The organism is Micromonospora sp. NPDC047548, from assembly GCF_040642975.1.
GTDB lineage: Bacteria > Actinomycetota > Actinomycetes > Mycobacteriales > Micromonosporaceae > Micromonospora.
Genome location: NZ_JBEYTI010000009.1, coordinates 135,583 through 148,743, shown reverse-complemented (window position 1 = coordinate 148,743; position 13,161 = coordinate 135,583). Strand labels below are relative to the sequence as shown.

General features: G+C 74.1%; 11 protein-coding genes. 5 read left to right on the top strand and 6 right to left on the bottom strand.

Annotation, left to right across the window (positions count from 1 at the left end; translation table 11 throughout):
- Positions 1 to 39: 39 nt before the first annotated feature.
- The 3 genes from ABZ807_RS12745 to ABZ807_RS12735 all read left to right on the top strand — a co-directional run bounded on the left by ABZ807_RS12745 (position 40) and on the right by ABZ807_RS12735 (position 2,879).
- A complete protein-coding gene (locus ABZ807_RS12745; RefSeq protein WP_357155928.1) occupies positions 40 to 1,248 on the top strand; it encodes a HAMP domain-containing sensor histidine kinase in 1,209 nt (402 codons plus the stop codon).
- A gap of 29 nt (positions 1,249 to 1,277) precedes the next feature.
- Positions 1,278 to 2,330 (top strand): AEC family transporter, encoded by a 1,053-nt coding sequence (locus tag ABZ807_RS12740; RefSeq protein WP_357155925.1) that lies wholly within the window; start codon positions 1,278 to 1,280, stop codon positions 2,328 to 2,330.
- A 162-nt stretch (positions 2,331 to 2,492) separates the two neighbouring features.
- Positions 2,493 to 2,879, top strand: a complete 387-nt coding sequence (locus ABZ807_RS12735; protein WP_357155922.1) for a VOC family protein — start codon at positions 2,493 to 2,495, stop codon at positions 2,877 to 2,879.
- Between the two features lie 54 nt (positions 2,880 to 2,933).
- Here ABZ807_RS12735 and ABZ807_RS12730 read toward each other — a convergent pair whose 3' ends face one another.
- From ABZ807_RS12730 to ABZ807_RS12710, 5 genes are all read right to left on the bottom strand, one after another.
- A complete protein-coding gene (locus tag ABZ807_RS12730) occupies positions 2,934 to 3,809 on the bottom strand; it encodes a hypothetical protein (RefSeq protein ID WP_357155918.1) in 876 nt (291 codons plus the stop codon).
- 166 nt (positions 3,810 to 3,975) lie between these two features.
- Positions 3,976 to 4,974: a hypothetical protein gene (locus ABZ807_RS12725; RefSeq protein ID WP_357155914.1), complete on the bottom strand. Its 999-nt coding sequence runs from the start codon at positions 4,972 to 4,974 to the stop codon at positions 3,976 to 3,978.
- A 200-nt stretch (positions 4,975 to 5,174) separates the two neighbouring features.
- On the bottom strand, positions 5,175 to 7,277 hold the full coding sequence (locus tag ABZ807_RS12720) for a 3-hydroxyacyl-CoA dehydrogenase NAD-binding domain-containing protein (RefSeq protein WP_357155910.1): 2,103 nt from the start codon (positions 7,275 to 7,277) through the stop codon (positions 5,175 to 5,177).
- Positions 7,274 to 8,521, bottom strand: a complete 1,248-nt coding sequence (locus ABZ807_RS12715) for an acetyl-CoA C-acyltransferase (RefSeq protein ID WP_357155907.1) — start codon at positions 8,519 to 8,521, stop codon at positions 7,274 to 7,276. Before ABZ807_RS12715 ends, ABZ807_RS12720 begins: the two co-directional genes overlap by 4 nt.
- A 240-nt stretch (positions 8,522 to 8,761) precedes the next feature.
- Positions 8,762 to 10,069, bottom strand: coding sequence for a ribonuclease D (locus tag ABZ807_RS12710; protein ID WP_357155904.1), 1,308 nt, complete (start codon positions 10,067 to 10,069; stop codon positions 8,762 to 8,764).
- 201 nt (positions 10,070 to 10,270) lie between these two features.
- Here ABZ807_RS12710 and ABZ807_RS12705 point away from each other — a divergent pair, with 201 nt between their 5' ends.
- Both ABZ807_RS12705 and ABZ807_RS12700 read left to right on the top strand, forming a co-directional pair.
- On the top strand, positions 10,271 to 11,524 hold the full coding sequence (locus ABZ807_RS12705; protein ID WP_357155901.1) for a trypsin-like peptidase domain-containing protein: 1,254 nt from the start codon (positions 10,271 to 10,273) through the stop codon (positions 11,522 to 11,524).
- Between the two features lie 173 nt (positions 11,525 to 11,697).
- Complete coding sequence (locus tag ABZ807_RS12700; protein WP_357155898.1) at positions 11,698 to 12,480, top strand: hypothetical protein; 783 nt, start codon at positions 11,698 to 11,700, stop codon at positions 12,478 to 12,480.
- A 14-nt stretch (positions 12,481 to 12,494) separates the two neighbouring features.
- Here the strand turns inward: ABZ807_RS12700 and ABZ807_RS12695 are convergent, their stop codons facing one another.
- Positions 12,495 to 13,067: a DUF3000 domain-containing protein gene (locus ABZ807_RS12695; protein WP_357155894.1), complete on the bottom strand. Its 573-nt coding sequence runs from the start codon at positions 13,065 to 13,067 to the stop codon at positions 12,495 to 12,497.
- Positions 13,068 to 13,161: the final 94 nt, after the last annotated feature.

Here is a 13,161-nt window from a genome sequence, read left to right as displayed (position 1 = left end):
GGGTTTGCGAGCCCCGCAGTCGCGAGCTGAGGTGGCGGCGTGACCCGCCGGCCGCGTCCCACCCTGCGGCTGCGGTTGACCCTGCTCAACGGGGTGCTGCTGGTCGGCGCCGGGGCGGTCCTGGTGGTGCTGGCCTGGCTGCTGGTCCGCGACGCGCTGCGCCCGAGCGACGAGCTGCGGCCCGGCACCACCGTGCTGCTGGCCGACGGCCGGTCGCTGGACGCCGCCGTCTGGCAGCGCCAGCTGGTCGACGCCGCCTCGCAGGAGCTGCTGGTGAAGGGCCTCGTCGCGCTGCTGGCCATCAGCGTGGTCGGAGTGGCCGGGGCGTACCTGGTGGCCGGCCGGGCGCTGCGCCCGTTGCACCAGGTCACCGCCACCGCGCAGCGGCTCGGCGAGGCCACCCTGGATCAGCGGATCGGCTGGTCCGGGGCGGACGACGAGGTGGCCGAGCTGGCTCGCACGTTCGACGCGATGCTGGACCGCATCGCCGCCGCGTTCGAGTCGCAGAAACGCTTCGTGGCCAACGCCTCGCACGAGCTGCGCACGCCGCTGGCGGTGATGCGTACCGAGATCGACGTGACGCTCAGCGACGACGAGGCGGACACCGCCGAGTACCGCCGGATGGCCACCGTGGTGCGCGACGCCTCGGAGCGGGCCAACGGCCTGGTGGACGCGCTGCTGGTGCTGGCCCGCAGCGAGGCGCAGACCGGCCGGCGGCTGGCCCGCCGCACCGAGTGCGACCTCGCCACCGGCACGGCCAACGCCCTGTCGGCGGTGGCGCGGGAGGTGGAACGGATCGGGCTGCGGGTGCAGACCTCGCTGCGGCCCGCCCCGGTGGTCGGTGACCCCGGGCTGCTGGACCGGCTGGCCGGCAACCTGATCGAGAACGCGGTCCGCTACAACCACCTGCACGGCCGGCTCTGGGTGTGCACCGAGACCGACGGGCGGACCTCTCGGCTGGTGGTGGGGAACACCGGGTTCGAGGTGGACCAGGTCGACGTGCCGGGGCTGTTCGAGCCGTTCCGGCGGGGCGGGCGGGAGCGGACCGGCGCGCGCGGCTCCGGGCTGGGGCTCTCCATCGTCCGGGCGGTCTGCGACGCCCACGGCGGCACCGTGACGGTGCTCGCCCGCCCCGGCGGCGGCCTGGAGGTGACCGTGGCGCTGCCGGCCGCCGAGGGGTCGCTGACCACGGCCCGCCCCGGCGGCGTCGCGCCGGCTCTCCGTTCGGAGCCGCACCGGAGGCGGTGACGCGGGCCGCCCTTGCGTAGGCTGCCCGGGTGCTCGCCGCCTTCGTACCCATCTGGGTGCTCACCGGGCTCGGTTGGGTGACCGGACGGCGCCGGCTGCTGGGCGGGGAGGCCGAGCGGGTGCTCGGCGGTTTCGTCTTCTACCTGGCGATGCCCGCCGCGCTCTTCACCGCGCTGTCCCGGACCCGGCTGGACGTGCACCCACCCGCCCTCGGCGCCTTCGCGGCGAGCACCGCCGTCACCATGGCGCTGGCGTTCGGCGTGTGCGCGCTGCGTCGCCGCCATGGGGGCGGCGAGGCGACGATCGGGGCGATGGCGGCCGGGTACGTCAACTCGGCGAACCTGGGCATCCCGGTGGCGCTCCAGGTCCTGGGCGACGCCACCTTCCTCACCGGGGTGCTGCTCTTCCAGGTCCTGGTGGTCACCCCGGTGGTCCTCGTTCTGCTGGACCGGTCCGCCGGTCGCAAGTGGCGGCCGGTGCGGCTGCTGACCCTGCCGCTGCGCAACCCGGTGATCGCGGGGCCGGCCCTCGGCGCCGCATGCGCGGCCCTGCACTGGCGGCCGCCGGACGTGGTCGGCGCGCCGCTCGCCCTGCTCGGCGCCGCGGCCGTGCCGACCGCATTGGTGGCGCTCGGGCTCTCGCTCACCGGTGCGCCGCGTGCCGCCGACGGCCCGCATCCCGGCGGAGGGACGGATCCCGCCGATGGCCCGCACCCCGCCGATGGCCCGCACCCCGCCGATGGCCCGCACCCCGCCGACGGCCCGCACCCCGCCGACGGCCCGCACCGCGGCGACACCGGCGGCGGGCCGCGGTTCGGCGGCCGGGCCGCCGAGGTGGCCCTGCTGTCCGGCCTGAAGCTGCTGGTCCAGCCGGTGATCGCCTGGTCGGTCGGCCGGCTCGTCGGCGTCACGGGGGCGGACCTGCTGGCCCTGGTGGTCTGCGCCGCGCTGCCCACCGCGCAGAACACCTACATCTTCGCCCGCGAGTACGGCCGGGCCGAGGCGGTGGCCCGGGAGACGGTGGTGGTGACCACCGCCTGCTCGATGGGCACCCTGGCGGTGATCGGCGCGCTGCTGGGCTGAACGGGCTTGCCGGCGCCGGGCCGGGATGGCAACATCATCGCGTCAGCCCGACGGGCGAGAGGGGGTGCGCAGATGTCCATCACAACCATTGCCGCGCCCCACCCCGGTCACCGCTGACATCCCACGCACCAGGGGCGCGTCCATCCATTGCGGAGGAACACCGTGAGTGCACGGATCCACAACATCGGCATCGACTGCCGCGACACGTACGCCCTGGCCGGATTCTGGGCCCAGGTCTTCGAGTGCCCCCGCCAGCCGGACGACTTCCCCGGTGACCCGGAGGCCATGCTGCTGCCGCCGGGCGGGCCGGAGGTGCTCTTCCTGGCCGTGCCGGACGAGAAGGTGGTGAAGAACCGCCTGCACCTCGACCTCGAGCCCACCGACCGGACCCGGGACGAGGAGGTGGAGCGCCTGCTCGGCATCGGCGCGGTCCAGGTCGCCGACCAGCGCCGGCCGGACGGGTCCGGCTGGGTGGTGCTGGCCGACCCGGAGGGCAACGAGTTCTGCGTGCTGCGCAGCGCCGCCGAGCGGGCCGCCACGGCCGGCTGACCGACGAAGGCCCCGTCCACCTCGGTGGACGGGGCCCCGGTCAGGTCGTACGGGTCAGGACTTCTGCTCGATCTGCCCGCGGATGGTGGGCAGTTCGGCGGCGGCCTCGTCACCCGACTTGAAGTAGACGATGATCATGCCGAGGCTGCCCTTGTCGCTCCACACGCAGACCCCGAGCGGCACGTTGGAGGCCTCGGCGTCACCACACTTGGCCTCCCCGCCGAGCGGCCCGGCGTTGACAGTCTTCATCTCGCCGAGCTGCACGTCGCTCTCGCCCGCGCTCTTGATGGTGTCGTCGAGCGTCTTGGACGGGTTCGCGTTCAGCCCGGAGGCGGCCGCGATCATCACCAGGTTTTTCTTTTCCGCAGTGCCGTAGAACGCGCCGACGGTGCTGGTGGCGTCCGGGAGGGACTTGTTCAGCTCCGTCTCCAGCTGCTTGGCGAGGTTGAGCAGGGTCGGGTCGGTGGACTTGGCCCGGCCGGCGAGCGTCGCCGGGGCGACCACCCGGGTCTTGGTGGCGTCGACGGTCTCCTTGACCTCGTCCTTGAGCGCGAAGAACGCGATGGCGCCGCCGCCCAGGCAGAGCACCAGCACCACGGCGAGCGAGATCAGCACGATCTTGCCGACCTTGGACTTCTTCTTCGCCGGCGGCAGACTCGGGTCGCCGTACGGCTGCTCGGCCTGCGCCGGGTAGCCGCCCTGCGCGGGGTAGCCGCCCTGCTGCGGCGGCGGGTAACCGCCGGGCTGTTGCGGCGGGGGATAGCCGCCCTGCTGTTGCGCCGGGTAGCCGCCCTGATGCTGCGGCGCGGGGTAGCCGCCGGGCTGCTGTGGTGCGGGGTAGCCGCCCTGCTGGTGTGGCGGCGGGTACGAGCCGTAGGGCGCGCCGCTGTCCGGCTGCGGAGGATAGGGATTGGCTGGCGGCTGCGACATCAGGTCAGCTCCAGATCGTCAGGTCAGGACGGGTGAGCTTAGCCAGCCCACCGGCGACCCGCTGCCCCGTCGCGCCGGGCACGGCCGGTCGGTCCGGCTGCGACGGTCGCGGTGGCCGGTGCCGCCCGTACGGGATGTCCGGCCGCCGCGACCTGCGCCTTCTCCCTCAGGAGCGCTTCTCGACCTGACCCCGGATGGTGACGAACTCAGTCTTCGCCTTGGCAGCGGAAGAGAAGAACATCACGATCAGGCCCACGCTGCCCTCGTCGGCCCAGGTGCAGACCCCGAGCGCGATGCCGGAGCTGTTGCCGGCGCCGCACTTGGCCACGCCCCCGAGCGGGCCGGGGTCGACCGTCGACATTTTCTTGACGGCCAGCGACGTGGACAGACCCTCGACCGCGTCGTCGAGTTCCTTTTCGGGGAGGAGCACCGGGCCGGAGGCGCCGGCCACCATGACCAGGTTCCGCTTGCCCGCGCTGCCGTAGAAGGCGCCCACCGCGCCGGTCTCGTTGCTTACCCCGGATTTCATGTCCCGGACCATCTCGTCGGCGATCCGGCGCAGCTGCGGCTCGGTGTTCTTCGACCGGCCAGCGAGGGTCTTCGGGGTGACCAGCCGGATCTCCGGGGCCGGCTCCACCACCTCCTCCTCCGACGGGGTCGGCTCGGGGGCCGACGTGGTCGGGGCGGCGCGGGAGACACCGGGGGTCGGGCCGGCCGTCGGGTCCGGGTCGCCGCCGCCGGAGAGGGCGACGTAGGCCAGGCCACCCCCGCCCGCGCAGAGGACCAGCAGCCCGGCGAGGACCAGCGACAGGATCAGACCGAGCCGGGACTTCTTTGCCGGCGGCGGGGCCGGCGGAAGGCCGTACGCCGGGGTGCCGGCGAAGCCGTCCGGCTGCACGCCCGGGTATCCGCCCGGCTGCCCCGGCGGCTGGACCCCCGCCTGCCCGTACTGGTAGGCGGGGTACGGCTGGGTGGGTTGCGGGTCGGCCGGCCGGAAACCGCCGTACGCCTGCGTGGCGTCGGGGTGGCCGCCCTGCTGCGGGACGTGGGGCCAGGCCTGGGTCGGCCCGGTGCCCGGGGGTGTGCCCGGTGGCGGCTGGTGTGGGGGCGGGTACGAGCCGGGCTCCTGCGGTGTGGACCAGGGGTCGGCCGGCGGTGTGGACATGCATCAGCTCCAGGCGAGGGTGGGAACGCGCGATGGTAGCGAGCCGCGGGCGGCTGCGCTGCCCCGTCCGAGTCTGACCCAGCCGGGCACGGTGGCGCCCGCGCGGGTCCGCGCCGGTGCCGGAGACGACGATCGCGGTGGCCGGCGACGCCCGCTCGGGGAGTGCCGACCACCGCGATCGCGGTGCAGCGGGGCAGGGGTCAGCCGCGCAGGCTGGCGACCCCGCGCGGCAGGAACCGCTGGCCGGTGACCCGCTCGGAGGTGCCGGTCCGGTCCAGGTACGGCGTGACGCCGCCCAGGTGGAACGGCCAGCCGGCGCCGAGGATCATGCACAGGTCGATGTCCTGCGCCTCGGCGACGACGCCCTCGTCGAGCATCAGCCGAATCTCCTGTGCCAGCGCGTCGAGCGCGTTCTGGCGTACCTGCTCGGCGGTCAGCGGCTGGTCGCCGACCACGAGCAGCTTGGCGACGTCGGCGTTGATCTGGTCGTCGACCACGATCGGTTGGCCGGAGTCGGCGATCCGCTTGAGGTTCTCGCTGACCCCGAACCGGTCCGGGAAGGCCGCGTGCAGGGTGCCGCCCACGTGGTACGCCACGGCCGGCCCGACCAGCTGGAGCAGCGCGAGGGGGCGCATCGGCAGGCCCAGCGGGTCCAGCGCGCTGTTCGCCACGTCCAGCGGGGTGCCCGCGTCCACGGCGGCGAAGACCGTGCCGAGGAAGCGGGTGAGCAGCCGGTTCACCACGAACGCCGGGGCGTCGGAGACCAGCACGGAGGACTTCTTCAGCTGCTTGCCGACCGCGAACGCGGTGGCGAGGGTGGCGTCGTCGGTCCGCCCGCCGCGGACGATCTCCAGCAGCGGCAGCACCGCCACCGGGTTGAAGAAGTGGAAGCCGACGACCCGCTCGGGATGCTCCAGCTCCGCGGCCATCGCGGTGATCGACAGCGACGAGGTGTTGGTGGCGAGCACCGCCTCCGGCCTGACGATCTTCTCCAGCTCGGCCCAGACCTGCTTCTTGACGGTCAGGTCCTCGAAGACGGCCTCGATGACGAAGTCACAGTCAGCGAACGAAGTGAGCTGGCCCGGCGCCGGCGCGGCGAAGGCCTCTGCCTTCGGCGCGCCGCTGACCAGGCCGTACAGCTTGGCGGCGGTGCCCTTGTCCATCCGGCCCTTGGTGACGGCCTTCTCGATCTGGGTGTGCACGTAGCCGACGCCGGAGTCCACCCGGGACTGGTCCAGGTCGGTCATGACGACCGGCACCTGGAGGCGGCGGGCGAAGAGCAGGGCGAGCTGGCTGGCCATCAGGCCGGCGCCGACGATGCCGACCTTGGTGACCGGCCGGGCCAGGCCCTTGTCCGGCGCGCCGGCCGGCCGCTTGGCCCGCCGCTGCACCAGGTCGAAGGCGTACAGGCCGCTGCGCAGCTCCTCGGAGAAGATCAGGTCCGCGAGGGCCTCGTCCTCGGCGGCGGTGCCGGTCGCGAAGTCCGCGTCCTTCGCCGTCTCCAGCAGATCAAGGGCCTGGTACGCGGCCGGGACCGCGCCGTGCAGCCGCTGGTCGAGGGTCTGCCGGGCGAAGTAGAGCACGCCCGCCCACATGTCCTTGTCGACCTCGGGCCGGGTGACGGTGACCTCGCCCCGGACGACGCTGGCGGCCCACTCCAGGGACCGCTCCAGGAAGTCGGCCGGCTCCAGCAGCACGTCCGCGATGCCCATCTCGGCGGCCTGCTTCGGCTTGAGCATCTTGTTCTGCATCAGCGGGTTCTGGATGATCACCTGGGTTGCCGCCGGGATGCCGATCAGGTTCGGCAGCAGTTGGGTGCCGCCCCAGCCGGGCACCAGGCCGAGGGAGACCTCGGGCAGCGCCAGCGCTGCCGCGCCGCCGGACAGCGTCCGGTAGTGGCAGTGCAGGGCCAGCTCCAGGCCCCCGCCCATCGCCGCGCCGTTGACGAAGGCGAAGGTCGGGATCTGGCTGTCCTTGAGCCGGGCGAAGACCCGGTGGCCGAGCCGGCCGATCTCCACGGCCTGCGCACGGTCGGCGAGCTGCGGGAGGCTGGTGATGTCCGCGCCCACGCAGAAGATGTACGGCTTGCCGGTGACCGCGACGAACGCGGGGTTCGCCGCCAGCGCGGCGGTGATCGCCTCGTCCAGGCTGGTCAGACCGGCCGGGCCGAAGGTGTTCGGCTTGGTGTGGTCGAAGCCGTTGTCCAGGGTGATCAGGGCGGCGGGACGGTCCAGCCCTGGTACCTTCACCTCGCGCAGCAGCGCCCTGGTGACGACCTCGTTCGGTGCGGCGAGCGCGCTCACTTGTCTCCACCCTCCCGCTGTGCCGGCTTGCTGGACTCCGTCCAGTGTGGGTTCCTGGACTCCGTCCAGTGTGGGTTCTCCCAGATGACCGTGCCGCCCATGCCGATGCCGATGCACATGGCGGTGAGGCCGTAGCGGACCTCGGGGTGCTCGGCGAACTGCCGGGCGAGCTGGGTCATCAGCCGTACGCCCGAGGAGGCGAGCGGGTGGCCGATGGCGATCGCCCCACCCCACGGGTTGACCCGCGGGTCGCCGTCGGCGATGCCGAAGTGGTCGAGGAAGGCGAGCACCTGCACGGCGAACGCCTCGTTCAGCTCGAACAGGCCGATGTCGTCGATGGTGAGGCCGGCGATCCGCAGCGCCTTCTCCGTCGAGGGGATCGGGCCGACGCCCATCACCTCGGGCTCGACGCCCACGAAGCCGTACGACACCAGCCGCATGGCGACCGGGAGGCCCAGCTCGCGCGCGGTGGACTCGGCGGCCAGCAGGCTGGCGGTGGCGCCGTCGTTCAGGCCGGCCGCGTTGCCCGCGGTGACCTTGCCGTGCGGGCGGAACGGGGTCTTCAGGGTGGCGAGCTTCTCCAGCGAGGTCTCCCGGGGAGCCTCGTCGGTGGTGGCCAGGCCCCAGCCGCCGTCGGCGTCCCGGATCGCGACGGGCACCAGGTCGTCCTGGAGCTTGCCGTTGGCGTACGCCTTGGCGGTCCTCTGCTGCGAGGCGAGCGCGAACGCGTCGGTGCGCTCCTTGGTGATCTGCGGGACCCGGTCGTGCAGGTTCTCCGCGGTGGCGCCCATGACCAGGGCGGACGGGTCGACCAGCTGCTCCGCGATGATCCGCGGGTTGGGGTCCACGCCCTCGCCCATCGGGTGCCGGCCCATGTGCTCGACGCCACCGGCGATGGCGATGTCGTACGCGCCCATGGCGATGCCGCCGGCGACGGCGGTGACGGCGGTCATCGCGCCGGCACACATCCGGTCGATGGCGAAGCCCGGCACGGTCTTGGGCAGGCCGGCCAGCAGGGCGGCGGTGCGGCCGATGGTCAGACCCTGGTCGCCGATCTGGGTCGTGGCGGCGATGGCGACCTCCTCGACCCGCTCCGGCGGCAGCTGCGGGTTACGGCGCAGCAGCTCGCGGATGCAGCGGATCACCAGGTCGTCGGCGCGGGTGTTGGCGTACATGCCACCCGCCTTGCCGAACGGGGTGCGGACGCCGTCGACGAAGACGACATCCCGAACTTCACGGGGCACTTGGAGCCTCCTTTTCGACCATAATTCGGCCTCGGCGCCGAGAGGCGGCACTACGGACCGAATGAAGGCCGCCGGCACGGGCGTGTTCCCCCGGATGCTACTCGCCAGTAACCAACCCCGACACCACCCCCCATGTGGCCAACCCCACACCTTTTCGCCCAGCCCACCCGTGGCTGATCATGAAGTTCTTCCCCCTCCACCCGGCGGGCCGGGGGCACCACCTCATGACCAACAGACGGGTCAGGAGGTGGGGAGGGCCTCGGTCAGGGCGGGGGTGAGGAGGGTGAGTTGCCATTCGCGGGCGCCGTAGCCGCGGAGGGTCTCCGCGACGATGGCCTCGGTGATCTCCTCCGGGGGGAGCCAGGCCAGGCGGCGTACGGAGTCGGGCGCGATCAGGTTCTCCGGGGGCAGGTTGTGCTCCCCGGCCACCCGGACCACCACCTCCCGGCAGCGGGCCAACCGGCCGGCGGCCACCGGGTCCCGCTCCGTCCAGCGGTGCGGCGGGGGCGGACCCTCGACCGTCGGGGCGACCGGCAGCGCGTCCTCCGGCAACTGCCGGGCGTCGTCCAGCGCCGCCAGCCAGGTGCGGGACAGCCGGCGGACCGAACGGCCGCCGAACCCGGGCAGGGTCAGTAGGGTCTTCTCGTCCTTCGGGTCCAGCTCGGCGGCGGCGACGATCGCCGAGTCCGGCAGCACCCGCCCCGGCGCGGCGTCCCGCCGGGCGGCGATCTGGTCCCGGGCGTACCACAGGGAGCGGACCCGGGCCTGGGCCCGCGCCCCGCGTACCCGGTGGATGCCCGAGGTGCGCCGCCACGGCTCGGCGCGTACCCGCGGCGGGCGGGCGCCGTTGCGGATCAGCGCGGCGAACTCCTCCGCCGCCCACTGCGACTTTCCCTGCCGGGTCAGCTCCTCGTCCAGGGCGTCGCGGAGGTCCACCAGCATCTCCACGTCCAGGGCGGCGTACGTCAGCCAGGACTCGGGCAGCGGCCGGCTGGACCAGTCGGCCGCCGAGTGGTGCTTCTCCAGCGTGTAGCCGAGCAACTGCTCGGTGAGGGCGGCCAGCCCGACCCGCTCGAAGTTGGCCAGCCGGGCGGCCAGCTCGGTGTCGAAGAGCCGGCGCGGGCACAGCCCCACCTCGGCCAGGCAGGCCAGGTCCTGGCTGGCGGCGTGCAGCACCCACTCCGCCCCGCCGATCGCCTCGTCGAGCGCGGTCAGGTCGGGCAGCGGCAGCGGGTCGACCAGCGCCGTCCCGGCGCCCTGCCGGCGCAACTGCACCAGGTAGGCGCGCTGGCTGTAGCGGTAGCCGGAGGCGCGCTCGGCGTCCAGGGCCACCGGGCCGTCGCCCGCGGCGAAGCGGGCCACGACCTCGTCGAGTTCGCTCGGGGTGGCCACCGGCTGGGGCGTGCCGTCGCGGGGAGCGGTCAGCGGCACGGGGCCGCCGCTGGACTGGTCGGTCCCCACGTCCACCGGCTCCGGCGCGGCCGAGGGCTGGGCGTCTCCCGTACGGCTTTCGGCGGCCCGACGGCGCAGGGGTGGTTCGTCGGTCACCTGACAACCCTAGTGCGCCGCGCGATCCGGCGTGCGCAGCCGGTCCGGCGTGTGTCTCCGGAGGCGGCCGGCAGATGTCGTGGGAAGTCGGACAACGGGGGAGACAAACCTCGTTCGCGCCGGTACGGTCCATCGGGCATCGCGCCGGTCACCACCCGGAGGTGCCGCGGCACGGGCGTCTACGGGGAGGACGTGGCGATAATGACGGCTGGGTACGGGCCGGGCGGCGGGACGCCGGAGCACGGTGCCGTTGACCGCTGGCCGGAGGCCGCCGTCGACGGTCGTCCCGGGCCACTGCCACCCCGGATCGAACCGCCCCGGCCGCCGGCGTCGTCGTACCCGCCGCCGCCCGCGTCCGGCCAGCCGGGTGCCGCCTTCGCTCCCTCCGCTCCCGGTCACCCAGCCGCCGCGGGGCAGGCGACCACCAACCCGCCGCCTGCAGGTGGCTTCCCGCCGCCGGCCTTCCCGACGCCCCGGACCACCTGGTCGCCGCCGCCGAACACCGGCCAGTGGAATGGCCCGGCACCGGCCGCGCCAGGCTCTGGGCCGGTCTTCCCGGGTACGCCCGGATCCGTCCCCGGCCCGGTCCTCCCCGGTACGCCGGCCGCCGGCCCCGCCCACCCCGGCGTGCTGTCACCAGCCGGCGTGCTGTCACCAGCCGGCGCGGTGGCACCGGACCGGGGCCGTCCGCTCACCGTCGCCGCCCTCGTGCTCGCGGTCGTGCTGGCCGCGGTGGCCGGCGTCCAGGCGTATCAGATCAGCCGGCTCTCGGACCGGATCGCTGACAACGACCGGCAGCTCGCGGCGGCCCAGGACGGCGCCGGCACCCGCTTCGACGGCCTGGAGCAGCGGGCCGAGGCACTGGAGAAGCAGGCGGGTTCCGCCTTCAATCCGGAGGCTGTCGCCGGCGCCGTGCTGCCCAGCGTCTTCCGTGTCCGGGCCGGCCGGTTCACCGGCACCGCGTTCGTCGTGGGCAAGCCCGCCGCCGGAGGCGGGGCGAACCTGTTCACCAACTTCCACGTGGTGGAGTCGGTCTTCGAGGGCGGCGGCCGGCAGGTCTTCCTGGAGCGGACCGACCAGCGCTTCCCGGCCACCATCGTCAAGGTCGACAAGGACAACGACATCGCCCACCTGCGGACCACCGGCCGGTTCACCGGCCTGACCACCGCGCCCACCCGGGTGAAGTCCGGGCAGCAGATCGTCGTGGTCGGCGCCCCGCTCGGGCTGGAGGACAGCGTGACCACGGGTGTGGTGAGCGCCTTCCGCAAGGACGAGGACGGCTCCGGAGAGGTGATCCAGTTCGACGCCCCGATCAACCCGGGCAACTCCGGCGGTCCGGTGATCAACGGCTCGAAACAGGTCGTCGGCATCGCCACCGCCAAGGCCCGGGACGCCGAGGGCATCGGCCTCGCCGTACCGATCAAGACCGCCTGCGACGGCTTCCGGATCTGCTGACCCGCACCGCGGGCCATCCCGCCGACCAACTCGGGTTGGCGTCAGGGACCGCTCGACCTTCCTGTCGGCCGTACCCGGCCGTCCCCGCCGACCCCGCGTCGGCCATCAACCCGGATCATCCGGTTCCGGCGCGGCTTTCCCGCACCGGACCAGTCACCTGGAGGAAGAAGCAGATGTCCCAGCCACCGACCGGGCCGGAGGGCTTCCGGCCGGCGTACCCGCCGCAGCAGCCGGCCGCGCCCGGTCCGCAGCCGTCGGGCGGTTCCGTCCACGGCACCCCCTACGGCGCCCCGCCCGCGCCGCAGCAGTACGGCCCCGGCCAGGCGGCGTTCGCGCCGCCCCGCCAGCCGCCGGCGCCGGGCGGGCCGGTCTCCGCGCCCCCCGTTCCCGGCCTGTACGCCCCGATGCCCGCCCCGCTGGTCTCGGGGCCCGCCTACGGGCAGCCGATGTCGGTTCCGCCGGTCTCCGGGCCGGCGTTCGGGCAGCCGACGTCCGCCCCGCCCGGGTCGGTGCCCCCGTTCGGCGCGCCCGCGCCTGGTGTCGGCAAGGGCCGCACGGTGCTGATCCTGGCCGTCGTGGCCGGGCTGCTCTTCGTGCTGAGCGGCGTGATGAGCGGTCTGTTCGTCGCCAAGAGCAACGAATTGGACAACACCGAGCGGCGGCTCTCCGGCCAGGTGAGCGAGCGCGACGGCACCATCGCCGCGAACACCAAGGAGATGGAGCAGATCAGGGCCGAGCTGCAGGGCGCCCAGGACAAGCTGGCGGACACTCAGCAGGACCTCACCGGCACCCGCAACGACCGCGACGAGCAGGCCCGGCAGAAAAAGGTCATCGCCTCCTGCCTGGACAAGCTGACCACCGCGCTCGCCGCGGCGGCGGCCAACAACAAGAGCGCCTTCGACAAGGCCAGCAAGGGCATGGACAAGGTCTGCGACGAGGCCGAGAACTACCTCTGAGTCGATCGCCCGGGTCAGGCCGCGCCGGCCGACCGGCGCTCGGAGAGCGCGGTCACCCCGGGCGGCGGCAGCCCCGCCGTCGAGGCGAGCAGCGCGCACCAGGCCTCCAGGTGCGGGGCCAGGTCCTCGCCGAGCGGCGTCCAGGACGCCCGGATCTCGACGTCCCCGGCGGCGGGCGGGCCGGCCAGCTCGCCGAACCGGGTCGACATGGTCTGGGTGATCGTGCCGCCGGCCGCCTGGTAGCGCGCGTCGTGCGCCGCCAGCGCGTCGACCAGCCAGGTCCAGCCCACCCCGGGCAGCAGCGGGTCGGCGGCCAGGTCGACCTCCAGCTCCGCGGTGACATAGGTGACCAGCCGCAGGGTGCCCCGCCACGCCTCGTGCCCGGCCGGGTCGTGCAGCAGGATCAGCCGCCCGGTGGCCACCTCGTCCTCGTCGCGCCGCACGGCGGCGGAGAGCGCGAACGCGTACGGGGCGAGCCGCTGCGGGGCGCCGACCTCCTCCAGCATGATCTCCGCCCGAGGGGTCACCGACCGTAGCCCGGCGACCGCGCGGGCGAAGGTCTCCGGGAGCGCGATCGGGGGGGCCATGACCGGCAGCCTATGTCGCCGCCGGCCCGCCCGCCCGGACGGCGCGCCGAAGGCCGGGACGCGCCGGACCCGTACCGCGGGCCGCGGGGCGCGG